The organism is Brevibacillus nitrificans, from assembly GCF_003710965.1.
In the GTDB taxonomy this organism is placed as follows: domain Bacteria; phylum Bacillota; class Bacilli; order Brevibacillales; family Brevibacillaceae; genus Brevibacillus; species Brevibacillus centrosporus.
On record NZ_RHHU01000010.1, the window covers coordinates 369,502 to 396,144 of the forward strand.

Consider the following 26,643-nt stretch of genomic DNA (forward strand, 5'->3'; position numbering starts at 1 on the left):
AAAAACAGGGAAGACCTCATCGCCGAAAACGGTGAGGTCTTTCTATGTACTTACTGCCCCATCACTTTGGAATCTTTGGGCAGCAATAGAGCAAGCATGCCGAGCAAAGGCAGATACGCACAGAGTTGAATGACAAAGAACACGTCAGTCTGGTCAATTAACCAGCCCAATACTACTGAGCCGAGACCCCCCATGCCAAACGAAAGCCCGAAAAACAAACCCGCGATGGTCCCCACTTTCCCCGGAAGCATTTCCTGTGCGTATACGATGATGACGGAAAAGCCGGACATGAGAATAGCGCCAATCGCCAAGCAGAGCACGACAGAAGCGGCAGGGCCGACATAGGGCAGCCATAAGGAAAAAGGGGCGGTTCCTAGAATGGAAAACCAGATGATCTTTTTCCTGCCGAAACGGTCTGCTAAAGGGCCACCGAGCAAGGTTCCGACCATTCCCGAGAATTGCAAGGCAAACAGGGAGACCTGGGCGTTTTCCATCGGCAAGTGATAGCGTTCCATGTAATAAAAGGAGTAGAACCCGGTCATGCTCGCCAGATAAACAAACTTGGAAAAGAGCAGCATGATCAATATTCCCAGCACGAAGGCTACGAATCCCTTGTTCCTGTGCCGAGCATCGCCGCCATCCCCTGTAAAGCGTTGATCCTGCCTGGTGCGCAAAAGAACCTGATTCCCATACCATTTGCTGACATAGCGCTGGACGACGATACCGACGACGGCCAATAATGTAAACCATAGAAAACCGAACTGACCCTGCGGGGAAATGACATAGGCCACCAGGAGAGGTGCTAAAGCCTGGCCGGTATTGCCGCCTACCTGAAAAATCGATTGAGCGAGCCCTTTGCCACTGCCAGCAGCAAGATGGGCAACCCGGGAGGACTCTGGGTGAAGGACGGATGAGCCGACTCCGATGAATGCAGCAGAAACAATCAGCATCCCGAGTCCAGGTGAGAAAGCAAGTCCAATCATCCCAAGCAACGTGAATACCATGCCCAGTGGAAGCAAAAAAGGCAAGGGTCTGCGGTCCGTATAAGAACCGATGAAAGGTTGCAGCACCGATGCAGTCAGGTTAAGCGTAAAGGCGACCCACCCAATTTGGGTATAGCTGAGCTGCATCGATTTTTGGAAAATGGGAAAGGCAGCGGGCACGATACTCTGCATCGCATCATTGAGCAAATGTGCCAAACTAACGCCCAAAAGCATCGTGTTTACGGCTTGTCTGGCTATTGCGGGTTGAGTCATTTCTTCATCTCCTTTATTTTTCTCCTATCTTACTGGAGAGGAAAGGAGGCGTCGTCGCGATTATTGCTACGAAATCGAGCAATGATTGCTATAATGAAAAAGGGTGAGACGATTATGATTATTCAAATCACGACGCCGCAGCTGGAGCTTTGGCAAATAGAAGGAACATTTTCCAATCAGTCCCATGTCCATGAAAACGAGTTTCAAATCACCATTCCGTTGTTTGGGCATTGCGACTTCATGTTGGGAAATCGCCCTTACAGCTTGGGAAATGGTGGCGGACTGGTTCAGCATCCAAGGGAACGGCATTATTTTGAGATGGGCCCGCAGGCGGGAGTGCTCATTTTCAAGGTCAATCAAGATAGCTGGAAGGAGCTTACCGGACAAGAGAATTTTGAATTTGATGTGCGGCAAAAGTTCGACCCAGGCTTCATGCGTGAGAAGTTTCGCAAGTGGACCAACACGCTTCTTGCATACGATGGGGTAGATCGGCTTGCGCAGGAAGAAGTAGAATCACAGGTGCTTTATTACTTGCGTGGCACGTTGATTGGCAATCATAAAAGCGTGTTTGATCCAGCTGGAAAAGCTCACACCTTGCATTCCGATCCGCATTTGGGCAAGGTTTTAGAATATATGCATGCGAGCTTTCGAAATGAAATTCGCGTGGATGATCTTGCTTCCATGGCTTTGCAAAGCCGCTATCATTTCATCCGATCCTTTAAAGTCGCGATGGGTGTCACACCGTATCAATACGTGCTCCTGCTGCGAATAGAGGAGGCGAAGCGGCTCCTAAAAGGCACTGGCGACTCGGTTACCCAGATCAGCTTTGGCCTCGGGTTCTCCAGCGTCAGCCAATTTCAACGGGCATTTTTTAAAGGGGTGGGATGCACACCAAAGCAATTCCGCAACTCTGGCAAATAAGACCGGCCATTTGACCATACATCGCATCGCTGCACCCTTGTGGAAACAAGGGTTTTTTTGTTTAAGGGATGATTTTTCGTACTCGGGCTAGGCCTTCTTGCCAATATATATACGGTTAAAAAACCAAAGTACAGATCCTTGCGTTTGATCGGAGATGGGTCACTCGTCTGTATATGATGCAGCCTGTCCCCTGATTTATGGTGGCTGTTTGCCTGTGTGTTGGTTCTGGCCTATGTTGTTGAGTATCTCGACGGTGAAGAGATTCGAAGACGAGGTGAAAAGTTGAGCAAAAACAGAAATCGTATACACCAAACAAAGGATAACCTACGAATGTGCTCGCAGAAGGCTTGGAAGCACGTTGATCAATAAGGAGTAGCAGGTTGCTCGATAAAAAAACCGCTCAGGTGAAGGAAGGATCACTTGAGCGGTTTTTGGTTCAGTTGGTTGGGTGGTTACCCTGCTATTTTTTTCAATCGCCCTACAAGCGGCAAGACGATAATTCCAGCAACAACGACTTGAAGCAGATTGCCAGGGATCGAGCCGAATGGCTGAATCCAGTTGGCGTACAGGATAACTTCGGCAAAATAATAGCCCACGATTTTGATGACCAGCGCAACGAGAATAGCCAGAGAATAGACCCAGATTCTATTGCCTGGTGTCTTTTCTGCCAGGAGGCCAGCTACATAGCCCATCGCACCTACGATGACAAAGGTAAACGGTGCCCACGTCGTCCATCCCGAGATCAGGTCAAAAAGACCCATCCCGAAAGCGCCTGCGATGGCTCCGGTCCTTTTGCCAAAAACAAAGGCGGCAATAAATAGAGGCACGTTGCCGAGGTGAATGAGGCCACCGTTCCCCATGATCGGGAGCCGCAGGTTGATGAACATGGTAAATACGAGAGTTAAAGCGATGAAAAGGGCGTTGATAACCAAGGTTTTGGTTTGTGATGTGTTTCTCGAAGATAAGGAACCCATATGATTGCCTCTTTCTTTTTTTCTCTTATCATACTCATAATCAACCAATTAATAAATATGGTATGTGCTACTTATGTACGAGGGTGCATAACTATATTTGTTTGGGAATCTTCTCCATAGGGTTCCCAAGGCGAAGCGTGTATAGTAATATCATTCCAAAAACAGCCAACAAACAACGAAGGAAGTATAGAAGCTGGAATCACCTTCAATTGTGCAGAGCAAGCGATGATGTACGGGAAAGCCGTTCTTTTTCACGATAGGAAGATTGCCGAGAAAGTGTTAAAAGCGGCAGAGCCTCGCGAACAGAAGCAGCTGGGGCGCTTGGTGAAAAACTTTGTAGTTAGGCAGAGAAAGGAGAGCTTCCAAGGTGGATTATCAAAGACTAAGCAAGGAAATGTCATACGCTCTGCGACATGCGCCGCATGAATACGAGCTGGAGCTGGATGAGTACGGATGGGTCGAGATCGAGCAATTGATTTCCTCCTTGCAAGAACAGCCTGTCTGGCGCCACATTTCCGAGCAGGATTTTCATACGATGATTGAGCGATCAGATAAAAAACGTCATGAGATCAAGGACGGGTCCTGCCATTTTGACAATCGATGCAAAGCGGGCCTATGAGGACGGCGTAAAGTTCTATCATGGAAACGAGATGGTGTGGCTCGCGGACGAGATCGATCAGAAGTACATATCGGTCACCGCGAATGGGTAAATTTGCAAAGGGGAAGGCAAGGAAGAAAGGCAGGTCTTCTTCCAAAGTAAGCAAACCTTTTGAAAAAGGAAGTGGCACAATTGGTGGGATTTCTCCTGACCGTATGCATTGCCTTGCTTCTTGTGCTTGTTTTATTTAAAAAATGTGGGGTTACCCGCCCTTTCTCAAGGCTTGTCTTATTGAGTCTCCTATTTTGTGTGCTTGCTACCGCGTGTCTTGGAGTGAATTACGTGCAAAGCTTACTACCTGGATTACAGGATGGCATTGCCGTCTCGAATACATTGGCTGCCTTTATTGTTGGAGAAGAGCAGTGGTCACAGGAAAAATTCTTTCAATATTTTGAGGGTTTCATGGCAACGTCCGTGATTCTCATGGGACTATATATTATCGCACTTATGTGGGAGTTCCGAACGAGAGGCAAATGAGTATTGGATGTGTCTTCCCCCACCAGTTGACACCACATCAGGAATTCACTATACTGTCTGTAATCTTATATGCGATATACGTTGAAAGAGCCTAGTAGCAGCTTGGTCCCTGTTTCAGAAAGCCGGGGGTGATGGAATCCGGTACACACGAAGCCTGCGAATTACAACTCTGGAGTATCTCGGGTAATGCTGAGCGGAATGGCGAACGATAACTCGCCGAGAGCGGCAGGAGTGGAGCGCGATGTGCGCAAAATCCATTCGTGCAATCTGGGTGGTACCACGGTTAATCAATCGTCCCTATGTCTTCATGACTAGGGGCGATTTTTTTATACAGGAAGAATTTATAAGATTCTTAGCCAGTATCAGTGCACCTAAAGCTCCGCCACAAAGCTAGGCGAAGCCAAGTTTTCTCATTTCTCGCAATCTAACTCGGTTTTTAAGTATCTATGAAAATGAAGGAGTGCTTAGCAGTGAACATTATCGACGAACTCGCATGGCGCGAAGCTATCAACCAACAGACGGATGAAGAAGGTCTTCGCGAATTGACCAACCAAAAATCGATCTCCGTGTACTGTGGGGTAGACCCGACTGGAGACAGTATGCATATCGGGCACTTGATTCCTTTTATGGTGCTGAAACGCTTCCAGCTTGCGGGTCACCGTCCCGTCATTTTGATTGGGGGCGCTACAGGTACGATCGGAGACCCAAGCGGACGTCAATCCGAGCGTTCCTTGCAAACCTTGGAGCAAATCCAAGCAAACGTAGATGCGCTGACTGCCCAGATGAAAAAGCTGTTCGTGACAGAAGGCGACAACCAGATCCGCCTGGTCAACAACTACGACTGGACGCATAAAATCAATGTGATTGAGTTTTTGCGGGATTACGGGAAGAACTTCAGCATCAACTCGATGCTGGCAAAGGACGTGGTGGCGAGCCGGCTGGAGAGCGGGATTTCCTTTACCGAATTCTCCTACCAAATCCTGCAGTCCCTCGACTACCTGCACCTGTACAAACATGAGGATGTACAGCTGCAAGTGGGCGGTTCGGACCAATGGGGCAACATCACAAGCGGTTTGGAATTGATCCGCAAAAAAGAAGGACACGAATCCAAAGCATTCGGACTGACCATTCCGCTGATGCTGAAATCCGACGGTACGAAATTCGGGAAAACAGCTGGTGGCGCGATCTGGCTGGATCCGAACAAGACAACGCCATTCGAATTCTACCAGTTCTGGGCGAACACCGATGACCGCGATGTCGTGAAATACTTGAAGTACTTTACATTCCTCTCCAAAGAGCAAATCGAGGAGCTGGCGGAAAAAGTGCAGACTGAGCCGCACAAGCGCGAGGCGCAAAAAACGCTGGCAGAAGAAATGACCCGATTTGTCCACGGCGAAGAAATGCTGGAGCAGGCAAAACGGATTACCGCAGCGCTGTTTACGGGCGATATCAAATCGTTGACAGCTGACGAGATTGAGCAAGGCTTTAAGGAAATGCCGACCTTTGAAGCGACGAAGGAAGCGAAAAACATCGTCGACTGGCTCGTCGATCTAGGCATTGAGCCCTCCAAGCGCCAGGCGCGTGAGGACATCAACAATGGCGCGATTTCCATGAACGGTGAGAAGCTTAGCGACCTGGCTCTCGAAGTTACACCGGATCTGGCAATTGGTGGACGTTTTATCATCATCCGCAAAGGTAAGAAAAACTACAGCTTGGTGAAAATACTGTAGACCAGTGAAGAGACAGCAAGAACCCCCTTGGGAGACCAAAGGGGTTTTTTGCTGTCGATCGGATAGGGAGTCTGAGCCTACTCGACCTCGTCCTCGACCAACGACCGTATCTTTGGAAACACCTTCAAAGCCGTTTTGTAAAACACATCCTCATGATATTCTGCGGGGATCAGCTCCTGCACGAATTGGATGTAAGGCTTGATGGGCGCAAGCGGCCAGTCCGTTCCAAACAAAAACTTTTCATAGTGATCGCAGTAGGTGATGGCGTGACGCAGATGTGCGAAGAACAGCGGGGAGTCCTTCAGCCGCTGGCAATTGGCTGCGTCCCCGACCATGAGGCCAGATAGATCGGCAAACATGTTGCGGTTTTTGTAAACGACCTCCGCCCCATCCAGCACCCAGGGATCTCCGAAGTGAGCCATCATGAAGTTGACCTCCCGATGCTTCACCGCTACCTCGTCCAGGGTGAGCGGATGGGAGTATTTCAAAAGTCCGCGCTCCGAGTAGGTGTCGCCCGTGTGAAAGACGACCGGAACCTGGTGCTTGGCAGCCAGCTCGTAGACCGGATCGTAGACGCTGTCGTAGGCGTAGAAGGGATAGTAGCCCAAATAGATCTTCAATCCGACTGCGTTTGGCTTCTTCAAGTCCTCATCCAGTCGCGCCACTGCCGCCTGATCCAGTGTGAACGGATTGATCCCCAGGCAATAAACGAGCTGAGGGGGAAGCTCCTCCGTGAGATCCAGTCCCATTGGCGTGACCGAAATTGCATCGGGAAATCCGTCCGGCTGCGTCTCCGTCAGGCCCATGCCGATCCCGAGCACGACGCCATTTTCCGCGTACTCCTGCAGGATGCCTGCGACGGAGTAATCGACGAACGACTTCTCAGCCGCAGTGCGTTTGAACTCTTCAATCTGGGATAAATGCATATGGGCATCAATGATTTTCATCCGATATCCTCCCTTGGCGCGTAAATCGAATCGCTCGCAAAGCATCCAAAGACGAGGAAGGAAGCTCTTTGTCCGCGAACAGGAAAAAGACGGGCGGCGTAAAGGCTGTGGTATTGTTCGGCAGATCAAGCTCGCGTACAACCGAGGCGACAGCCACCTCTTTGTTGGCGTAGGCACTCAAATCGGCGTGGTCCAAATCCGTGACGATCTGCATGATATCTTTGCGGGAGGCGCTGCCCACGGTATAATCAGAGGCTTCGTTTACAGCCAGCTCGCCCTGTGCCAGCTGATAGGTGAGTTGCACGCCATCTGCTCCAGTCGTCTTCAGCCAAACGGGCGCGTCTTCGTCTCCCGGCTGCAGGAAAATATCCGTCGTCCAGCCCTTCGATGCAAAATAGGTACCGGTTTTCTGTTCGATTTCTACGGTATGGCAGAGAAGCGGGACCCCGGGAAGCAGCAAGAAGTACTGGTGGCACGTCATATTGCGCAGCTTCTCTTGTTTGTTCACTGTGTAGCTCAGCTTGATTCCCTGCCACCTGTTTTGCTGATTATCGGTCAGTTCGACGAAGGCGGCGGTGTGCTCCTCCTTTACGAGAGAAAAGGCACTCAAGCCTTCAATCTCTGTGCGGATTCCTCCTGTCCACGGGTTCCACCAGGATTTGGGCTGGCGCTCGGGGAAGGAGCTGGCCAGCCATTCCTGCCCATTGATGACGAGAGAGTAGAGCGCCGGATAAAAAGCGGGTGCTGCTTTCAGCTGCAACAGTCCGTTGTCGGCGAGGAACGTCTCTTGTCCTTGATCCACGACCTTCTCCCGGATTACTTCACCACGCCCGACTGGAAATATGGCGCTTCGCAGTGGAGACTCATGCGTAGCAAATCGGGCATCCACCTGTACGAGCGCATAGCTCTGATCAGGAGTGGCGAGAGAAAAGCTGCTTTCCGTTACTTCCTCTTCCTCCGTTAAATGCCGGGTTTGACCAGCACAAGCTTCATGTGCAAAGGATACTTCCAATTTGCCATCCAAATACTGCTGCTTGTATTCGTTTACTTGGACGCGTATTTCTTCGTCATGGATAAACGGATTGTAATCGTTGGCAACCAGCTCCAAATGAGGCGTCAAGGAGACGTCTTGGGGCAGAGCTTCTTTTCGGGCAAATGCGCGGAATTCCTTCCAATCGGGAAAGCTGCCATGTGTGAAATGAAGTGGCCCGTACGCTTTTTTACCGAGCGGCGCTACAGGTCCAACCTCCTTTTCAACGGAAATATACCAGCCTTGTAAGTCGGCGCGGTACTCTTTAGGCCAAGTCATCCCCCATGGTGCAGTCTCGTCCCGTGAAAACAGCCAATTCTCGCTGATCAGCTCTCCATCCCAGTAATCCAAGCCACTGCCATAGGAGGATGAGATTTCGACATAACGGCCTTGATAGGGAAAGATGGGGCGCACTAAATCATGAGAGATCTCTTGATTCAGCCAAAGCTCGGGGGACATTTGATCGGCTGACCGATTTTCTACTTCAAACCCGTGCTCGACCGTGCCATCTCCGAAAAGGAGAGTCTTTCCGATCAGGAGAATGTGCGGGTATGCTCCTGGCTGATATTCAGCACGAATCCCGATACCGCCCTTTTCTTGGATGCAGGTGATCTGCTCCGCTCGTTTTTTCGAAAACTCGCTGGAATACGGTTTGCCGACTTTCGGATGTAGGAGAGTTGTCGGCTCCCCTCCCGTACCGCTGAAGATCGTAATCTCGTTGTCGTCCTTGCTGAAATACATGGAATGATAGCCATGATGGACCTGCCAGGTTTGCTCCGTTTCGCCAGACAACAAAGCACCCGGCCCGGCAAAGGCAACGCCGATCTTTTTGGAAAACGAGACAGAGGTGCCGTCTGATAGTTGTGCGTTGATCTGTACGTCTCCCCCGTAAAACCCGTAATCATGCAGGTCTGCGGCAAGAGGAACGGAGGTGCGTTCTTTGCCGTGAAGGCGTAGTGTACGCGGCTGATCCGAGATGGAGAGAAAGGAGCGGGAAGGCAGTTCAAAAGCAAACACAGCCTCTTCCGCAAAATTGTTCTCTACATCCAAATAAAACTGCACAGACCTACCCGGATAGGCGAGACCAGGCAGCTGCAAGGTGAGAGATGCGGGAAACTTGGGGACAATCCCTACGTGGAATACAGCTGATTTTCCGTTGATCTTCAGGTTTGTGCTGACCCGTGGGTGTGTGCGCCAGACGCTTTGCTCTTCGGTGATTGGATGGACGAGAAAGCTTGCCGACAAAGCCGTCTCTCCTGTTACGATAAGCTCCTGCTGGTAATCAAAGCGGATCGACTCGTTGGATTCTCCCTGCAAGGAAAGCTGGAGCGGCTTGCCTGATTTATTCACGATGCGGTAATGAATCTGATACGCTCTGCCAAAAACGAGCTCCAGCTTCTCTACCTCAGCTGACAAAAGATAATCCTCGGTTTCAATGAGGCGCATGCCACGGCCAAGCCGTTCAAATTCCACCCGCAAGCTCGTGTCTCCCTTTGCCCAGGAGTAGGTGAAGTAGTCGAAGCCATTTTCCTTCCGTCCATCCGGCTCGACCACGATCTCTCGGGTGGAATCCTGATACCAGTCGAGATGCTCAAAATACGGAGCGAGCGCCTCGGTATGCAGTACAGTGGGGATCATATTCATCAGATGAGTCGAGTCATCCCGGTCTTCCCAGAAGAAACCGAATTTCTTGTATAAAGGGACGGCTTTGGTGTTCCCCGCCCACGTATAGAGGTCCAGTCGCGGCCATCTGAGCTCAATGGTTTTCTCCAATGCGCGGGCAAGCAGCATGCGGCCGACCTTTTTTCCATGATAGTCCGGGCGTACATTGAGGAGGGGGATGTATAGGGCACCAGTATCTTCGCGATATTCTCCCAGGCTGCAATAGCCTACGACCCTTTCCCCTTCCATTGCCAGGTAGACAAACAGGGCATCGGAGCTTGCTTCTTCCTGTTGAATCTGCTCAGCGGTAGAGATCGAATTGCCGCCACCCCAGCTGTCCCGGCTTGCGTTCCACATGTCGGCCACGGCTGCTGCCAGCTCCGGTCGGTAGGGGACGATCGAAATCAATTCCATGGTGCTTACACCTCTCTCATCATGTAAATTTCTGTATATTTTACTAGAGTGTACGATAGAAAGATAGGCGCAGTTTCGGTTGAAAGGAAAAACAATGTGAATAGCAATCAATACCTGCCGTAAATGATAAAAGGCAGCTGCTTTTCTGTGATGTGCGGCAAAGTGCAGCGATTGGTTGACAGCAGCGAATGGTGAACAGTAAGATAATTCCGTACCGATCAGTACAAAAAGGAGACGAAAGAGCATTCATGGCACGAAACAAGGAGTTCGATGAGCGAGCCGCATTAGATGCTGCCATGCAGGTGTTTTGGGAAAAAGGCTATGAGGCCACCTCGCTCAGCGACCTCACTGCACGAATGGGTATCCAGCGGACGAGTTTGTATGCGACGTTTGGCGATAAGCAGTCTCTCTTTCTAGCCTGCCTGGCAAAGTATTCCGAAGCCACCATGGCCTATTATCAAGCAAAGCTTCAGAAGGAGACGACGATTCGAGAAGCCATACGTTCTTGCTTTACAGACATCATTGCTGCCGCCTATGATGCCAAGCCCAATCGTGGTTGCTTCTCGATCAATACGATGGTTGAGCTCGCACCGCATGATCCCGAGTTTGCTCGTATTACCAGGCACAATCAAACGCAGCTGCAAGAACTATTTCAACAGGCAATCGAGAGAGGAATGGAGACGGGGGAGCTTGCCGAGAAACTGGACGCGGCGGCAGTATCGCGATCACTCGTTGTGTACATGGCAGGACTTTTGGTGACGCTGAAGTCAAAGCCGGAAAGAGCCTTCGTGGAGGATTCTGTGTCCACCTTTCTCCAATTGCTGAAATAGACTTGTCACTGCTCTCCTTGGTGAATCTTCCATGTGACTCTGTTTGTTTCGTATTCCGCTTCATTATAAAAGACCATTTTGGAGGGAAAAGCCCATGACTACTGCCTTGGACATATTGTTTCAACCGATTGAGCTTGGAGGCCTGAAGCTTGCGAACCGCATTGTAATGGCTCCGATGACCCGAGCCTTTTCTCCCAATGGTGTGCCTGGTGAGAATGTGGCCGCTTACTACCGCAGACGCGCGGAGAATGGCGTAGGCTTGATCGTAACGGAAGGCACGCTCATCAACCATCCAGCGGCGACGGACAATCCGAATGTGCCGAATTTCCATGGGGAAGCAGCTTTGCAAGGCTGGGCAAAGGTCGTAGAGGAGGTCCATGCTGCCGGTGGGAAAATCATTCCACAAATTTGGCATGTCGGTATGACGCGCAAGCCGAACTCCCTTCCTCACCCGGAAGCTCATTCTATTGGTCCGTCCGGTTTGACACTTGAGGGGAAAAAAGTCGAGGAGCCCATGACAGAAGAGGAAATCAAGCAAGTCATTGCGGCATTTGCCCAAGCGGCAGCTGATGCCAAGAAGCTGGGCTTTGACGGCGTCGAGCTTCATGGGGCACACGGCTACTTGATCGACCAGTTTCTCTGGGAGCGGACGAACCAACGCACGGACCGTTATGGTGGAGGCCTCGTAGAGCGGACCCGTTTTGCAGCGGAAATCGTGGCTGCATGCCGCGCCGCGGTAGGACCCGATTTTCCGATTGTCCTGCGGCTGTCGCAGTGGAAATCCGCGCAATACGATGCGAAGCTGGCGAAAACGCCACAGGAGCTGGAGCAGCTGCTGAAGCCGCTCGTAGAGGCAGGCGTCGACATTTTCCATTGCTCAACCCGCCGTTTCTGGGAGCCGGAATTCGAAGGCTCCGACCTGAATTTCGCGGGCTGGACGAAAAAGCTGACAGGCAAACCCGTCATTACCGTGGGCTCGGTCGGCCTAAATGAAGAGTTCATGCAGTTCTTTAGAGAAGGAAAAGGCGCAGATGTTGCGGACATCGATGGCTTGCTCGAACGATTGGAAAAAGGCGAGTTTGATCTGGTTGCAGTTGGACGCGCGCTTTTGGCTGATCCTGCTTGGGCGGCAAAGATCCGGGACAATCGACTGGATGAGCTGATCCCCTTCCAGGCTGAAGCTCTGAAAACACTGGTTTAAGCGTCATGCTTTTACCCGAACAATGAGAAACACGCCCCACACAGGCGTGTTTTTTCAACGTATAGGAATTTATAAGCTTTAGGCTTATGAATTCCGGAGCGCATGACGAAGTGCCTCAGCGTCCGCTTCTGGCATTCCTTCGGTAAAACTTTCCGCTAAAACGCGGTCGCTCCTTCTTGACTTTGCCTCGATAGAGGTTTTCTTATGCAGAAGAAGCTTCTCCTTACTTGGCTTACCCAGGTTAACGGGTCATGGCGGTGGAAGCATTTGGCCATTCACGAACTCCTTGATGGGGAATTTAAATTTCGATATGATAGTTAGGTATTTTAAAGAAGCGGGTAGAGAAACGGCTCTCATCACGTAAATTTCATCGAAATACTTACTTACGCAATAGAAAAATACAGAGATAAAAGGGAGATACCATTGAAAATCAAGAAAAAATACGAAGCAATTCTGTTTACCTTTTTTATGGCGCTGGGGATGTCCTGCATTATTTCTTTTTTTATGATGCTGATCAATTTCGGCTTTAACGCGGAGTTGTTGGGCAAATGGCTGAAGGCTTGGCCGGCGGCGTTCATGTTCGCCTTTCCGTGCGCATACATGTTTCCAAAGCTAATTCGCAAGTATATTATGAGAAAAATCACATTTGTCGAAAGCAAATGATACGAAAAAACGCAGCCCGTGGAGGTTGCGTTTTTTTTCGTCCAATCGCCTAGAGAAAGGGACGAATGCTCTCTTTGAGGACTGTGGTTGGATGCCCCAGCAACTGCTCCAGGTCACGGGAGACGCTGGACGTGTTGATCTGCCGCAAAAATCCGTACAGCCAGCTTTTCATCTCGGGATTCTCCTGCAGCACAAGCGGCTTTCCGCTCAACTCGGACATAGCAGCTGTCAGGTCATGAAATGTCCACGGATGGGAGGCGGTGAGCTCGTAGGTTTTGTTGAGATGCTACTTTGGTTCTGCGAGAACAGCAGCAATCCCTTTGGCCAGATCAGCGCGAGAGACCGCATGGAAGCGCCAATCGCCAGGAGGGACGGTGGGGCAGCCATTTGCCACGGCGGAATGGAGCGGAAGAGAGCCGGCAAAGTCGATGTACAAGGCGTTTCGCAAAAATGTGAAAGGAATGCCGGTGTCGAGAATGGCTTGCTCGGTAGCCAGATGAAGATCCGCCAGGGCGCTTGCGCCAGGAGTGGGAAACGCAAAGCCCGTATACAAAATGTGTGAGATGGATGCTTGCTTTGCCGCCGCGATCACTTGGGAATGCTGCTGCAAGCGTGCAGCATTATCGAGGATCGGGCTGGAGATCAGGAGGGACTGTGACACGCCTTGAAAAGCATGGGCAAGGGAGGAGGCTTGGTCATAATCGCAGAAACGGATGTCTACTCCCCGTGCTTGATACGCATGCATGGCTTGTGGATTTCGTACGCAGGCAATGATATCCCGGGCAGGAATGTGGTCGAGGAGGTGGGAGAGGATGAGTGCGTTCCAAGCTTTCCGTTTGCACCTGTAATGGCAATCGACATCGATCTGTTCGCCTCTTTTCACTGGCATATAGTCAAGGGCTTAACGAAATGGACATAACGAGAGAGCTCTACCCCCGCCGGAGTTTGTTTAATAAGGATAGCAAGTGGCGCTGCTCTGTTTCATCGAGAGCATGCATGCTGTCTTCGATGCGCTCGGCGAGCATCGAGGGGAGGAGCGAGCCGCCTTCCTTCATGATCTCGACTTACAGAAACTGGATGAAAACGATCAAGATGCATGCCGTTTTGCAGTATGTTTTTGTTGTTAATGATAATCATTATCATATATAATAATCACAACCAATTCGCACAATGAAGCACGTAGTAGGAGGGATGGGAGTTGTCCTTTCAGGATCAATTGATGCTGTGGAATCACGCGGCTCTCAAGGTAGTGGACGTTCGCCGCAGTATCCTCGCGCCGGGAGAGGTTCTTCCCCCGTCGAAGCTTGCGGCCAGCACATTTCTATGTACAGTCAGGGGCCGGGCGCAGCTGTGGCTGGATCAAACTGCTTACGGGACTGATCTCTCCCCCGTTTGTCATGCAGGGAAGGGGACGTCCTTTACCGTGGTGGAGGTAAGCGAACCGCTCGAGTATTATATGATCCTCTACAAGGCGAGCCTGACGATGCCATGCAGGGAAGAGCTGCTTCGGATGCAGAGAGCGAGTGATCCCTTTCAAAGTACGTTTGGATTTGCCCCGCATGCCCCGTTTACTCTCTTGGCTACAGTAGAAAAGCTGTACCAGCAGTGGCTTACAAATAGCGCTCTCGACAAGCTGCATGCCAAGTCGCTGTTTCATCAGTTTATCTATGAAACGCTTCAGCAGCTTTCTGTACATAAAGAAACGACAACCTCGCAAAGATTGCTTGAACAAGCAGTCCAATTCATGGAAGAGAATTATGCCCAGAAGATTTCCTTGGATCTACTGGCAAATCAGCTAGGCTGCAATGCGCGGCAGCTGCAGCGCTTGTTCAAAGCAGAGCTGCAAATCGGTCCCATGGAGTACTTGCTTCGGCTGCGATTGGAGAGGGCAAAAGATTTGCTTACGCGGATGCAGGCGCCCTTGATTCAAATCGCGGAGGCAGTGGGCTATTCAGACAGCTATTACTTCAGCCGGATGTTCAAAAAGTACAGCGGGCTTTCCCCCTCACAGTTCAGAGAACAGGCTGTTTGTCGTTATAATCCATCCGGCTTGTCGCCATCGTACATTGTGTCCCAAAAAACGCCCATGTATAGTGTTACTGACGAGAATGCGATTCATTATCAGTATCAAAGCGCAGCCTCGTCGCCTGGCACCAGGGAAGCTCATAGATTGGTCCAATCCAAGGGGGGAGTGACAGAAGCTACACTCCGAACAATCAGTCATCGCAAAGGTGAACTAGACCTCGCTCATACACCTGAAAAGATAGTCGTATTGGATTATCAGTATATTGATCAATTGTATTCGTTGGGACATTTGCCGATCGGCAGTGTTTTCGGTACGAGTGATACGTCGATTTTGTTGCCGGAAAATCTGGCGCGGCAGCTTGGAGAAATCAAGCGTTTAGGGACAAAGGATGAGCCTGATCTGGCCGCAATCGCAGAGATATCACCTGAGTTGATCATTTGCACGCAGATCCATGAGCATGTATACGACGAGCTTGCCGCCATCGCACCAACCGTGATGCTGGATAGAAATGAAGATTGGCGAGTCTCGCTTCCTGTCCTGGGAAAAATGCTTGGAAAAGAGAAAGAAGCGCAGAAAGTCATCGATGATTACAATCAGAAGATCGTCTCTTTGAAAGATGCGCTAGCTGCCAAGATGAATGGAAAGACCGTCTCTTTGATTCGCCCCAGGGACAATATGATCAGACTGCATACAACCGCGCATCGAACAGCCAAAATCTTGTATCGCGATCTCGGAATGGCAGCGCCGTCTATGGCAATCGACAGCAAGAGGACAAGTTCGTTTATCGGGCTTGATGCGATGACAGAGCTGAATGCCGATCACCTCTTCGTTCTGAAGGACGATTCAAACGAGGAGCTGACTCGTGAATACCAGAAGTCAGCAATCTGGAAAGGGCTTCGCGTGGTGAAAGCCAATCAGGTGAGCACGTTCAATACCACGATGTGGATCGGTTACTATGGTCCAATTGCCATTAACCGGGTAGTGGATCAGATCGCAGAAGCGTTGCTGTAAAAGGAAGCCGAATCCATGTCCCCGAAAAGGGAGAGCTTGTCATGAAAAACGATCTGCTTGAAGCAGACGAATGGGAGTATTTGAAGAAGCATTTTCGCATGAACGAGGCATCCTCTCTACAGCTCACGCCAACCCATCCGGCTGCTCATTTGCTGGATGAGGAGAAGTGCGCAGGCTATTTGGATCAAATGACGGCGTTCATGGCGTCGCCTTCTAGAAAGGTGACCGCCTCTTTGCTTGCGAAGCGATATGCGTTTCTGACCGTCGCCCCGACGCTGTACGCGATGACCATGTACAACAAAGGGCTGGATGCATCCATCGGGAATTACAGTCTCGTCTTATCCGAGCAGTCGAGCGATCCGTGGCTGTCTCATATGGGCATGAGGACTTTGGCGGTTAGCTCCCCGAAAGACGGGTGTCGAAACGAATGGCGTGATCGCGTCCTGGCGGGTCTGTTTGCCGAAAACATAGCCCCAGTCTGGCGAAATCTTTCCAAGCTGGCGAGAATCCCTCGGACGATTTTGTGGGAAAACGCAGCGGTGCGACTGTTTTCGTTATACGAAAAGCGGATGGAAAAAGAGGCAACGGGCGAGATCATCGAGCGCATACGGGATGACTTCTCGTATCTGGTAAAGCTGGCACCACCCGCTCTCTTTGGAGAAGACAGCCATCCATTTGCTCCGTTTTACGGGGAAGAGCCAGCTGTCCATGCTTCCAATCGACCAGCGCGCATCCGAAAAACATGCTGCTACTATTATCAGGTCGCGAAAGAAGAAGATTATTGCGATGCTTGCCCGAGAGCGAACAGGCGATGACATAGGGAAAGGATTGTGTCATCCACGTGGAAAAATGGAAGCGGAATCTGTACATATTGTGCTCCGGACAATTTTTGACCATGGCGTCCCTGAGCTGTGTCACGCCTTTTCTACCTCTTTATTTGCAGCAGATGGGTCTATCGGATCCAAAGGAAGTGCTGTCCTGGACCGGGTTGATTTACGCCGCGAATCTCGTCACAGCCTTTCTGTTTTCGCCGATTTGGGGAAAGCTCGCTGACCGCTATGGCCGCAAATCCATGCTCGTTCGCTCCGGACTCGGGATGGCGGTTACCATCACACTGATGGGGTTTGTGACAAGTCCGCTGCAGCTCTTGATCCTGCGGCTGATCAACGGTATGATGACAGGCTTTAGTCCGGCGGCCATCGCCTTTACGGCTACGAACACCCCACCGGAGCGGAGCGGATATGCCCTCGGTATTTTGCATGCGAGTGCGGTAGGTGGAACCATCTGCGGTCCGCTGCTGGGGAGTCTGCTTGCTGTACAATTCGGTTTTCGCGCTGTTTTTTGCTCCACCGGCCTCTGTATCTTGCTTGCTGCTATTATTGTCATTTTTTGGATAACAGAGAGCTTTGAGAAGAAGGAACGGAGTGAGGAAAAAACAGATTTTGTACAAGATTTCCGGCAAATTGTGGCGAGAAAGCCGATCGGTGCCCTATTTGTCTCCGCCGCTCTAGTTCGAGCTGCGATGGTAGGGACCCTGCCGCTCATTCCGCTGTACGTGCAGCAGCTGGTACCTCACCAGGCCAATGTGGTCATTTTGGCGGGAGTGGCTACAGCCGTAATGGGCATTGCCAACATGCTTTCGGCCCCCCAGCTGGGGAAGTGGGGAGACAGGTTTGGCTCGGAACGCGTGTTTAATCTGGCAGTTCTCGGCACGATCACATTCTCGATCCCGCAGGCGTTTGTCCAACAGCTGTGGCCATTCATTGCCCTGCGCTTTTGTACAGGAGCTTGTCTCGGCGGCATGATGCCTTCCTTGCACGTCCTGATTCGTCAGTTTGCTCCAAAAGGGATGGAGAGCAGGACATACAGCTACCACAACTGCGCGGTGTTTTTGGGTGGGATCGCAGGGACGTTTCTGATGGGGGCGATTGCGACGCATTTCGGATTGTCTCTCATTTTTATCGGGCAGACGCTCTTGCTGATCGCCAACCAGCTGTGGATGCGCTTGCTGGTAGTGCCCAAGCTTCTTGCCAGCGCGGAGAAATAAAAAAATAAAAATCATGATAGTCATAAGGGGAGGAACTACAAGTGATTCGTTTACAAAAATGGTCTTGGTTATGGATCGCCATGCTGCTTTCGGTAGCTGTGCTTGCAGGATGCGGAGGAAAACAGCAGGAAGCGGCTCCTGCACAGCCTGCACAAACGCAGCCAGCGGCGCAAGCACAAACGACACCGGCGCCTGAACCGGCAAAAGAAGCAGACAAACAGGATGTTAGAGTCATTAAGCATGCGATGGGTACGACCGAAGTAAAAGGAACCCCGCAGAAAGTCGTTACCCTTTTCCAAGGCGCGACGGACACGGCTTTGCTCTTGGGCGTCAAGCCTGTGGGGGCGGTTGAATCGTGGATTGAGCAGCCTTGGTACAACTACATCAAAGACAAGATGGACGGCGTAACGAATCTGGGGAATGAAAACCAGCCGAACATGGAAGCAATCGTTTCCCTTCATCCGGACTTGATTATCGCTTCCAAGACTCGTCACGAGAAAATCTATGATCAGCTGTCTGCGATTGCGCCAACCGTCATGACGGAAGAGGTGCATATTTGGAAGGATACGCTGAGCCTCTCAGCAGAGGCGATGAACAAAAAGGCGGAAGAGGCCAAGTTCTTGGAGGAATGGTCGAAAAAAGTGGCTGATTTCAAAGAGAAAATGGGCGACAAGCTGAAGCTGCAAGTGGGGATCGTCGACTTCCGTCCGGATCATGCGCGTATCGTTTACACAGGTTTCTCTGCTCTGGTCCTGGATGAGCTGGGAATTTCCCGACCGATGAACCAAAAAGGGGAAGAGTGGGGAGTGAAGCTTACTTCCAAAGAGAACATTTCGCAAATGGATGCTGACATTCTGTTTGATCAGACCAGTACGACCCGCGATGATGGGCGGATGGATTTGAGAAAAGAATGGACGGAGCATCCGCTGTGGAAAAACCTGCGTGCTGTAAAAGAAAACCGCGTCTTTGCGGTAGATACAGCAGTATGGAATAACGGTTCGGGTCCATTGGCTGCGCTCGGCATGGTGGATGATCTGTACGAATTTTACCAATTGAAATAATGCTCCGAGAAGAAGGCTGTTGACCAGCGATGGTTTCAACAGTTTTCTTCTGCTCTGAAAAATAAAAAGGCGAGGAAGGATTTTTGTGCGTTCATACATACACAAGACCTTTGCCAAAGCAATCGGGCTTGCGATCGGCATCCTGCTCCTTTTGCTGTTATTTGTCGCCAGCATTGCCTGGGGTACCACACCGATCAGCTTCCAGACGGTCATCGCGTCCTTTCTTCATTACGATGGTTCCTCGGACGCACACGTCATCATCCAGACGACTCGGCTCCCCCGCGCCATTTACGCAACGCTCATCGGTGGGAATTTGGCGGTGGCAGGTGCACTGATGCAAGCTCTGACGCGCAATCCGCTCGCGTCACCCAGTATCTTTGGAATCAATTCCGGGGCGGTGTTTTTTGTGGTTCTGGCCTTGGCCTTCTTGCCCGTCTCTTCGATGGATCAACTGATCTGGATTGCCTTTTTCGGAGCAGGGGTGGCTGCCTTATCTGTCTATTTTCTTGGCTCGCTGGGCAGAGACGGCATGACGCCGATCAAAATCGTGCTGGCGGGCTCGGCCATGTCAGCGCTGTTTGCTTCCTTCACGCAAGGCATGCTGGTGCTTGATGAATCGGGCTTGCAAAACGTGCTGTTTTGGCTTGCGGGCTCGGTAGCGGGAAAGGATTTGGACGGACTGCTTCCCGTACTGCCGTATATGCTGGCGGCAGGTATTTTGGCGTTGGCACTCGGGCAGGCGGTTAACATTTTGTCTTCGGGCGAGGATGTCGCCAAAGGCTTGGGACAAAAAACGGTTCTCGTCAAAATGGCGATTGCCGCAGCGGTCATTCTCTTGGCAGGAAGCTCAGTTGCCGTGGCGGGGTCTATCGGATTCGTTGGACTTGTCATTCCGCATATTGCCCGGTATTTTGTCGGAGTGGATTATCGCTGGGTCATTCCGTATAGCGCGGTGCTGGGCGGTATCTTGCTGTTGATCGCAGATATCGCGGCCCGTTTTTTGATCATGCCATCGGAAATGCCGCTCGGAGTGATGACCGCGTTGGTAGGAGCGCCGTTTTTTGTCTATACGGCCCGCAAAGAGTATCGTGCAAAGGGGGCAGCCCAATGAATCGGCTCTTTACGATGCGCAGCAAAACCGGGCGTTTTTCCTTTCTGGTGGATAGGAAGACCGTAATTATCCTGACTGTATTGTTTGTCTGCACAGTAGCTGGTTTGATCTTGAGCATCCAAGCGGGGAGCAAGACGATTTCTTTCGGCGATGTGGTTCTAACGCTGCTAGGACAAGGCACCCCGGATAACAAGCTGGTAATCGGAACCCTGCGTATGCCCCGCGTGATCCTCGCCGTTCTCGTAGGAGCTGCGCTAAGCGTATCCGGAGCGCTTCTGCAGGGGGTGGTGCGCAATCCGCTGGCTTCTCCGGATATTATCGGAATTACAGGAGGAGCGGCGTTCGCGGCTGTCGCCTTTATTACTTACACGGCCGGTGCCGTGAGCGTGAGATGGCTCCCGTTAGCCGCATTTTGCGGAGCGGCACTGGTATCTGCCCTCATTTATTTTTTGGCATGGAACAAAGGAGTCACCTCGACACGACTCGTCTTGATCGGGATCGGCGTAGCCGCGACGACCAGTGCGCTGACCATGCTGATGCTCGTCCTCAGTCCGATTACGGCAGCCAGCAAGGCGTATATTTGGATGACGGGAAGCATTTATGGTGCGTCCTGGGAAAATGTGTACTCGCTGCTCCCGTGGGTCCTCATTTTTATTCCCCTCGCCCTTCTGTATGCTCGCAATGTCAACGTTCAGGAGCTGGGGGACGACATGGCGAGAGGGCTGGGAGCATCTGTGCAGCTTCATCGTGTCATCCTGCTGTTTATCAGTGTGGCACTGGCAGGCTCGGCGGTTGCGGTTGCGGGAGCGATTGGATTTATCGGGCTCATCGCCCCGCATATTGCGCGCAAGCTCGTTGGATCTTCACATGGGGGACTGATTCCGGTAGCGGCATTGATCGGCAGTCTGATGCTGCTGCTGGCGGATACCGTTGCGCGCACGTTGTTTCAGCCGCAGGATATTCCTGCCGGGGTCTTTACCGCTAGCATCGGGGCACCCTTCTTTATTTACCTGCTCTACAAAAATCGCAATCAATAGAATCGAGGTTTCAAGCGGAAAAGGAAAAACGCAGCCCATCGCAGCTGCGTTTTTTCTGTGTGCCCGTTTCAGGTGGGAGCGCAAAAGTGCAAACGGGGAGCCAGACGCTTTCTCAGGGGTGATTGGAGGATCGAGCGCTCCATTCACAATATCGCAATCGAGAAGAAGCGCCCTGTCAAATTTTTCATTACGATAGAGGCATGGGAAGGGAGTAAAGGGAACTCCCGCGAAAAAGGAGGAATCTTTTTTGTACACGACGATTTCCAAAGGCCGCCTGTGGACGGCGCGAATCATGTCCGGACTGGTAATCCTGTTTATGCTGTTCGATAGCATCATGAAGTTTGTTCAGCCTGCCCCTGTTGTGGAGGGAACCCTGCAGCTCGGGTATGCCGAGCATCATATCGCGGTGATCGGTGTTCTCGGATTGATCTCTACTCTTTTGTATCTATTTCCACGCACGACGTTTCTGGGAGCAGTCCTGTTAACCGGCTATTTTGGCGGCGTTATTGCTACCCATATTCGGATGGATGCCCCGCTGTTTACGCACACTCTATTCCCGGTGTACTTGGCGGTGCTGATGTGGGGCGGAATATGGCTGAGACATGAAAAGGTCCGCAATCTTGTGCCTTTTGCCAAGAACGAAGGATGAGTCCACCACGGAAAAGGGAGCAGGGAGCTATCCGTATGGAAATAGGTGGTTGACAGCCCCAAAATCACGTCATATAATTTCAATTATCAAATAATTAAATGTTGTGATTAGAAATAGTAGATCTGAACCGATCTTTCAGAGAGCCGTTGGTTGGTGCGAAACGGCAGTATCGTTCATTTCGAACTCGTCTATGAACTGCTGCCTGACAATGTAGGGTAAGCCGGATTTCCACCGTTACTTAGGATAGATGGTGTTAGCCATCGAATTGAGTTCATTTCCTAGTGAGATGAAGTAGAGTGGTACCGCGGGATATACCTCGCCTCTATACGTAGAGGCGGGGTTTTTTTGTACAGTAAGAATTGTAAGATTCTTATCCAGTATAAGGGCAACTAAGCTCCGCAAAAGGCTTGGCGGAGCAAGTTTTCTAATTGGTTAAAGACCGGGTTTAACCAATCCCGCTTGAACATATAGATAACCGAGACATTGGAGGAGGATGGAAAGATGACTAGAAAAATTATTATGCTGGATACGACTTTGCGTGATGGAGAACAGGTGCCAGGTGCCAAGCTGAACGTACATCAAAAGGTGGAGTTTGCCCAACAGCTGAAACGTCTGCAGGTGGATATGATCGAAGCGGGATTCCCGGCTTCCTCGGAGGGGGATTTTCTCGCTGTACAGGAGATCGCTCGCAGTGTAGGAGATGCCGTAACCATTACGGCACTGGCGCGCGCAGTGAAAGGTGACATCGACGCTGTTTACAACAGTATCAAGCCTGCTCAAGATCCATTTATTCATATCGTACTCGGCACATCGGATATTCACGTGGAAAAGAAATTCAATCGCTCGAAGGACGCTGTTTTGCAGCAAGGGGTCGATGCGGTCAAATATGCGAAAACATTGCTTCCAGCCGTACAGTATTCTACCGAAGATGCATCGCGCTCTGAATTTGAATACTTGTGGAAAACGATCGAAGCGGTGGTGAAGGCAGGGGCTACGATTATCAACGTACCGGACACGGTCGGCTACGCGGTTCCTGAGGAATTTGGCGAGCTGATCCGAAAACTGAACGATCGCCTCAAAAACCTGAACCCGGACGTCATCCTCAGCGTGCATTGCCACAACGACCTCGGCTTGGCGACCGCGAATACACTCGCTGCGATCAAAAACGGGGCAGATAAAGTGGAATGTACCATCAATGGCTTGGGTGAGCGTGCGGGTAACACATCGCTGGAAGAAGTCGTAATGGCACTGAAGGTACGGGAGAACTACTACCAAAGCGGAACCAATATCAAGACGAAAGAGCTTTTGCGTACTTCGCGCTTGCTCACCTACTTGACAGGTCTCGATGTCCAGGTAAACAAGGCGATCACGGGTGATAACGCATTTGCACACTCATCCGGTATCCATCAGGATGGTTTGCTCAAGGATAAACAGGTGTACGAAATCATGTCGCCGGAGGAAGTCGGCGCAGACAGCATGGAGCTGATTCTGACTGCCCGTTCTGGACGCCATGCCTTCAAGAACGCCGTGGAAAAAATGGGCTTTGATACGAATGATGCGGAGGAGTTTGAAGAGCTGTTTGCGAAATTCCTCACCCTGGCGGATGCGAAGAAAGAAGTATACGACCACGATGTCTTCTATCTGGTGACCAATCACCGCACGATGGACACGCGAAACAGCCATCTGTACGAATTGGAATCCTTCCAGGTCGTGACGAATGACATGTATCCGACAGCGACGGTCAAGCTGAAGCGCGGGGAGGAAATCTTCAAGGAAAGCGCGGTTGGAGACGGTCCGATCGATGCCCTGTACAGCGTCATCAAAACATTGGTGGGCCTTGATGTAGAGCTGAAGGACTACAAGATCAACAGCATGTCCCGCGGAAAGGAAGCGATCGGCCGCGTCAATATCCGGATCGAATACCAAGGCAAAACATACTCGGGTCGCGCGATGGACACCGACATTATCAAAGCCAGTGCGATGGCGTTCCTCAACGGAATCAATGCCGTGCTGCTGGATGTGGCAAACGAGAGCTTGAGCCTCGTGGAGCAGTCCTAAAACGGCGTGTTCTCACACAAGAAAGGTTGCTTGGTCCCCTCAGGGAGGCCAGCAACCTTTTTTTCTTGTCGTTTTCGGAGATGAGGGTTCAATGCTTTAATTCACTACGGGATAGGTTTCCTCTATTATATCGCAACAGATACGGCAAATGAACTTGCATGGAAATTGAACAATTCGCTCCGAAATGTACAAAATCACAAGGATTCTGGACGTACGCTATGGCTCGTGTCGGGTAGTGGACAGTGGGCAAAGGAATGCTTATGGAGGGCTCCGCTGATCGAGAGGTATTCTAGAGCTGTAAGAGGAACGAATAAATCTGGATTTATCGCTCGAAAGAAAAAGCAAGAGAAAAGGAGCGAATACGCGATGAGTCAAACAACAGCAAAAACAGCCGTTATCACAGGGGCAGCAGGCGGCATCGGCAAAGAGCTAGCGCGTCGCATGGCTGAACGCAATGTCAATCTGGTGCTCGTCGATCTGAACGAGGATGCCTTGAAAGCAGTTGTACAAGAGTTGAACTTGGACGACACGAATTCCCGTGTAGCGGCCAATGAAGTCGCTTCCTACGGTATTCGCGTCAACGCCGTCCTGCCTGGAACCATCAACACCCGTATGATGCGCCAAATCGAGGCTAACTCCGGTGCAGCAGAACAGTACCAAGAAGCGAACAAAGCAGCTACTCCTTTGGGCCGCTATGGAGAACCACAGGAAGTTGCAGCCGTGATGAACTTTTTGCTCTCCGACGAAACTTCCTTTGTTACCGCGTCCCTGTATACCGTAGACGGTGGTATGGTAGGCCAGTAAGATCGCTTGCTGATCCCGCTGTATCTTGAAAAGGAAGACCGAAAGCTCTTAAACCGAGCTTTCGGTTTTTTTTGTGCAACCATTTCCTAAAAGATTCCAATTTTTGTATAATAGGGAGCGTGAGAAAAAAGAAGGGGGAAATCATGCAGCGAAGTCTTGTAGCAAGAATCATAGACTGTATCTTCTTGAGCATCGGGATCGCCGTGGTAGGCCTGATTGTGATGTTCTTCTCAGCCCTTTTGGGAGGGCTCACGTTTTATACGCTGCTGACGGCCGGCATCACCATCGGAAGTATCACACTCGTCATTGTCTATATGTTTACGTCGATAAATCGGCGTCTGCTATCCAGGGTGATTATCGGATTTATTGTGCTAGGGGTATTGTCAGTCGCAGGCCGCGAAGGCTTTCAAGCTTACGAGGCTAGCATTACCATGACGAGTGATCAGGATGTGGATCTGCGAGAATACAAGCCTTTTGCCGAGCAGACCAAAGCCAAGAGACTGGAGATGCCATCGACGCTTGTCTTGCGGGATGACCTGCCACGACTGGATGGCGCCACAGCTCTGTATCCTTTGTATTCCGCTTTTGTTCAAGCGGTCTATCCTGAAAAAAATTACGACTTGTACGAGAGCGAAGTCATGGCAAGTACGACTCCACAGGCATACGAGAACCTCATCAACGGAACAGTCGACATCATTTTTGCTGCCGGACCATCTGAAGAGCAGCAGGAGATGGCGAAAAATAAAGGGGTAGAGCTGACACTGACCCCGATTGGCAAGGAAGCCTTTGTCTTTTTTGTCAATACTGCAAATCCCGTAACGGGGCTGACGACCAAGCAAATACAGGATATTTACACTGGGAGTGTTACGGATTGGAGCGAGGTCGGCGGTAAGCCAGGGGCGATCCAGGCGTTTCAACGCCCTGAAAACAGCGGCAGCCAAACGATGCTTCTGAAGGTCATGGGCAACAAACAGCCGATGACGGCACCCAAGGAGGATATAGCTTCTGGGATGGGAGGGATCATCAGTCAAACCGCCGATTATAAAAATTACAAACATGCGATCGGGTACTCGTTTCTGTATTTCGCTACGGAAATGGTGCAGAACGGCAATATTCGCTTGCTAGAGGTCGATGGGGTAAAGCCGGAGAAGCAGACTATTCGAGACGGCACGTATCCGCTCACCGCACAATTTTATGCAGTGACAGCCGGCAGCAGCAATCCACATGTCGGCCGCTTTATCGAGTGGATCCGCTCTGCCCAGGGACAGACGCTCGTCGAACGGACAGGGTATACACCAATGATCGATTCCCACTGATAGAAAAATAAGAGAAGAACCAGAAGGAGGTTTTGCTATGTATCGAATCGGATTGATTGGCGATTACAATCCCGAGGTGGTCGCGCATGGAGCCATTCCTCGAGCAATCGAGCTGGCTGCAAAAGACTTGGGAAAACAAGTGGAGGTCGAATGGATTTTGACGCCTAGACTTTTGCAAGCACCCCCAGAAGAAATACTTTCCGGTTTTGATGGTCTATGGGCGGTTCCCGGAAGTCCCTACAAGAGCAAGGAGGGCGTCCTTCAGGGGATCTCGTATGCACGGGAGAACCTGATTCCTTTTCTGGGGACTTGCGGTGGGTTTCAGCACATGGTTATTGAATTCGCCCGCAACGTACTGGGTCTGGCAGAAGCTGATCATGCAGAGGACAATCCAGCTGCGTCTCTCTTGATTGTCGCGCCACTCACATGCTCCGTCAGTCAGCAAACCCACATCTTTACCCTAACGGAAGGTTCCCGGACTGCCAGAATATACGGAAGGCAGGAAATCGCCGAACAGTACGGAACCTGTAACTACGGGGTCAATGCCGCGTTTACAGAAAAGCTTGTGGAAGCGGGACTCTGTGTCGGCGGGGTCGATACCAAAGGAGAGGTACGGCTCATGGAGTACGTCCAGCATCCTTTTTTCATAGGCACGCTGTTTCAGCCGGAGCGCTCTGCCTTTCAAGGAATTGTGCATCCGTTAATCAAAGAATTTGTCTTTCAGGCGACTCAGCAGACCAAAGACGAGTAAACGGCTGAA

General features: G+C 51.0%; 23 protein-coding genes, 1 pseudogene and 1 other annotated feature. Of the genes and pseudogenes, 18 read left to right on the forward strand and 6 right to left on the reverse strand.

Annotated features, from left to right (window positions below):
* Positions 1 to 50: 50 nt before the first annotated feature.
* Positions 51 to 1,256: an MFS transporter gene (locus EDM59_RS15330; protein WP_122924388.1), complete on the reverse strand. Its 1,206-nt coding sequence runs from the start codon at positions 1,254 to 1,256 to the stop codon at positions 51 to 53.
* 114 nt (positions 1,257 to 1,370) lie between these two features.
* Between EDM59_RS15330 and EDM59_RS15335 the strand changes: the two genes are divergently transcribed.
* Positions 1,371 to 2,177, forward strand: a complete 807-nt coding sequence (locus tag EDM59_RS15335) for a helix-turn-helix domain-containing protein (RefSeq protein ID WP_122924858.1) — start codon at positions 1,371 to 1,373, stop codon at positions 2,175 to 2,177.
* 452 nt (positions 2,178 to 2,629) lie between these two features.
* Here EDM59_RS15335 and EDM59_RS15340 read toward each other — a convergent pair whose 3' ends face one another.
* Positions 2,630 to 3,151 carry an ECF transporter S component gene (locus tag EDM59_RS15340; protein ID WP_122924389.1) on the reverse strand — a complete coding sequence of 174 codons (522 nt, stop codon included), beginning with the start codon at positions 3,149 to 3,151 and terminating at the stop codon, positions 2,630 to 2,632.
* A gap of 186 nt (positions 3,152 to 3,337) precedes the next feature.
* Here EDM59_RS15340 and EDM59_RS15345 point away from each other — a divergent pair, with 186 nt between their 5' ends.
* The 3 genes and pseudogenes from EDM59_RS15345 to tyrS all read left to right on the forward strand — a co-directional run bounded on the left by EDM59_RS15345 (position 3,338) and on the right by tyrS (position 6,016).
* The gene (locus EDM59_RS15345; RefSeq protein ID WP_342769214.1) at positions 3,338 to 3,577 is read left to right on the forward strand and encodes an NADAR domain-containing protein; all 240 of its coding nucleotides are present in this window, start codon (positions 3,338 to 3,340) and stop codon (positions 3,575 to 3,577) included.
* Positions 3,519 to 3,861 (forward strand): annotated as a pseudogene (locus EDM59_RS15350) (RNA 2'-phosphotransferase). The gene EDM59_RS15345 and the pseudogene EDM59_RS15350 overlap by 59 nt, the downstream one beginning before the upstream one ends.
* 895 nt (positions 3,862 to 4,756) lie before the next feature.
* Positions 4,757 to 6,016 carry a tyrosine--tRNA ligase gene (gene tyrS, locus EDM59_RS15360; RefSeq protein WP_122924392.1) on the forward strand — a complete coding sequence of 420 codons (1,260 nt, stop codon included), beginning with the start codon at positions 4,757 to 4,759 and terminating at the stop codon, positions 6,014 to 6,016.
* 77 nt (positions 6,017 to 6,093) lie between these two features.
* On the opposite strand, the gene EDM59_RS15365 is transcribed toward tyrS, so the two are convergent.
* Both EDM59_RS15365 and EDM59_RS15370 read right to left on the reverse strand, forming a co-directional pair.
* Positions 6,094 to 6,963, reverse strand: coding sequence for an amidohydrolase family protein (locus tag EDM59_RS15365; RefSeq protein WP_122924393.1), 870 nt, complete (start codon positions 6,961 to 6,963; stop codon positions 6,094 to 6,096).
* Positions 6,950 to 10,069 (reverse strand): GNAT family N-acetyltransferase, encoded by a 3,120-nt coding sequence (locus EDM59_RS15370; RefSeq protein WP_122924394.1) that lies wholly within the window; start codon positions 10,067 to 10,069, stop codon positions 6,950 to 6,952. Before EDM59_RS15370 ends, EDM59_RS15365 begins: the two co-directional genes overlap by 14 nt.
* A 248-nt stretch (positions 10,070 to 10,317) precedes the next feature.
* Here EDM59_RS15370 and EDM59_RS15375 point away from each other — a divergent pair, with 248 nt between their 5' ends.
* The 3 genes from EDM59_RS15375 to EDM59_RS15385 all read left to right on the forward strand — a co-directional run bounded on the left by EDM59_RS15375 (position 10,318) and on the right by EDM59_RS15385 (position 12,763).
* Positions 10,318 to 10,899 carry a TetR/AcrR family transcriptional regulator gene (locus EDM59_RS15375; RefSeq protein WP_122924395.1) on the forward strand — a complete coding sequence of 194 codons (582 nt, stop codon included), beginning with the start codon at positions 10,318 to 10,320 and terminating at the stop codon, positions 10,897 to 10,899.
* A 94-nt stretch (positions 10,900 to 10,993) separates the two neighbouring features.
* The gene (locus EDM59_RS15380) at positions 10,994 to 12,100 is read left to right on the forward strand and encodes an NADH:flavin oxidoreductase (protein WP_122924396.1); all 1,107 of its coding nucleotides are present in this window, start codon (positions 10,994 to 10,996) and stop codon (positions 12,098 to 12,100) included.
* A gap of 423 nt (positions 12,101 to 12,523) precedes the next feature.
* On the forward strand, positions 12,524 to 12,763 hold the full coding sequence (locus EDM59_RS15385; RefSeq protein WP_122924397.1) for a DUF2798 domain-containing protein: 240 nt from the start codon (positions 12,524 to 12,526) through the stop codon (positions 12,761 to 12,763).
* Between the two features lie 49 nt (positions 12,764 to 12,812).
* On the opposite strand, the gene EDM59_RS31595 is transcribed toward EDM59_RS15385, so the two are convergent.
* Positions 12,813 to 12,935: a hypothetical protein gene (locus EDM59_RS31595; RefSeq protein ID WP_281274565.1), complete on the reverse strand. Its 123-nt coding sequence runs from the start codon at positions 12,933 to 12,935 to the stop codon at positions 12,813 to 12,815.
* Between the two features lie 114 nt (positions 12,936 to 13,049).
* The gene (locus EDM59_RS15390) at positions 13,050 to 13,652 is read right to left on the reverse strand and encodes an NAD(P)H-binding protein (protein ID WP_246011065.1); all 603 of its coding nucleotides are present in this window, start codon (positions 13,650 to 13,652) and stop codon (positions 13,050 to 13,052) included.
* Between the two features lie 309 nt (positions 13,653 to 13,961).
* Here EDM59_RS15390 and EDM59_RS15395 point away from each other — a divergent pair, with 309 nt between their 5' ends.
* The 11 genes from EDM59_RS15395 (at position 13,962) to EDM59_RS15445 (ending at position 26,634) form a co-directional block, all read left to right on the forward strand.
* Positions 13,962 to 15,800 carry an AraC family transcriptional regulator gene (locus tag EDM59_RS15395; protein ID WP_122924398.1) on the forward strand — a complete coding sequence of 613 codons (1,839 nt, stop codon included), beginning with the start codon at positions 13,962 to 13,964 and terminating at the stop codon, positions 15,798 to 15,800.
* Positions 15,801 to 15,841: 41 nt separating this feature from the next.
* Positions 15,842 to 16,615: an IucA/IucC family C-terminal-domain containing protein gene (locus tag EDM59_RS15400; RefSeq protein ID WP_122924399.1), complete on the forward strand. Its 774-nt coding sequence runs from the start codon at positions 15,842 to 15,844 to the stop codon at positions 16,613 to 16,615.
* Between the two features lie 26 nt (positions 16,616 to 16,641).
* A complete protein-coding gene (locus EDM59_RS15405; protein ID WP_246011066.1) occupies positions 16,642 to 17,847 on the forward strand; it encodes an MFS transporter in 1,206 nt (401 codons plus the stop codon).
* A gap of 41 nt (positions 17,848 to 17,888) precedes the next feature.
* Positions 17,889 to 18,908, forward strand: a complete 1,020-nt coding sequence (locus EDM59_RS15410) for an ABC transporter substrate-binding protein (protein WP_122924400.1) — start codon at positions 17,889 to 17,891, stop codon at positions 18,906 to 18,908.
* 85 nt (positions 18,909 to 18,993) lie between these two features.
* Positions 18,994 to 20,019 (forward strand): FecCD family ABC transporter permease, encoded by a 1,026-nt coding sequence (locus EDM59_RS15415; RefSeq protein ID WP_122924401.1) that lies wholly within the window; start codon positions 18,994 to 18,996, stop codon positions 20,017 to 20,019.
* On the forward strand, positions 20,016 to 21,056 hold the full coding sequence (locus EDM59_RS15420; protein WP_122924402.1) for a FecCD family ABC transporter permease: 1,041 nt from the start codon (positions 20,016 to 20,018) through the stop codon (positions 21,054 to 21,056). The genes EDM59_RS15415 and EDM59_RS15420 overlap by 4 nt, the downstream gene beginning before the upstream one ends.
* 247 nt (positions 21,057 to 21,303) lie before the next feature.
* A complete protein-coding gene (locus tag EDM59_RS15425) occupies positions 21,304 to 21,705 on the forward strand; it encodes a DoxX family protein (RefSeq protein ID WP_092266513.1) in 402 nt (133 codons plus the stop codon).
* 94 nt (positions 21,706 to 21,799) lie between these two features.
* Positions 21,800 to 22,032 (forward strand) — a binding site (T-box leader).
* 174 nt (positions 22,033 to 22,206) lie between these two features.
* Entirely contained in the window at positions 22,207 to 23,763 is a 1,557-nt protein-coding gene (locus EDM59_RS15430; protein ID WP_122924403.1) for a 2-isopropylmalate synthase, read from the forward strand.
* Positions 23,764 to 24,129: 366 nt separating this feature from the next.
* Positions 24,130 to 24,567, forward strand: a complete 438-nt coding sequence (locus EDM59_RS15435; RefSeq protein WP_122924404.1) for an SDR family NAD(P)-dependent oxidoreductase — start codon at positions 24,130 to 24,132, stop codon at positions 24,565 to 24,567.
* A gap of 143 nt (positions 24,568 to 24,710) precedes the next feature.
* Positions 24,711 to 25,883 carry a PstS family phosphate ABC transporter substrate-binding protein gene (locus tag EDM59_RS15440; protein WP_122924405.1) on the forward strand — a complete coding sequence of 391 codons (1,173 nt, stop codon included), beginning with the start codon at positions 24,711 to 24,713 and terminating at the stop codon, positions 25,881 to 25,883.
* A gap of 37 nt (positions 25,884 to 25,920) precedes the next feature.
* Positions 25,921 to 26,634 (forward strand): CTP synthase C-terminal region-related (seleno)protein, encoded by a 714-nt coding sequence (locus tag EDM59_RS15445; RefSeq protein WP_122924406.1) that lies wholly within the window; start codon positions 25,921 to 25,923, stop codon positions 26,632 to 26,634.
* Positions 26,635 to 26,643 lie beyond the last annotated feature (9 nt).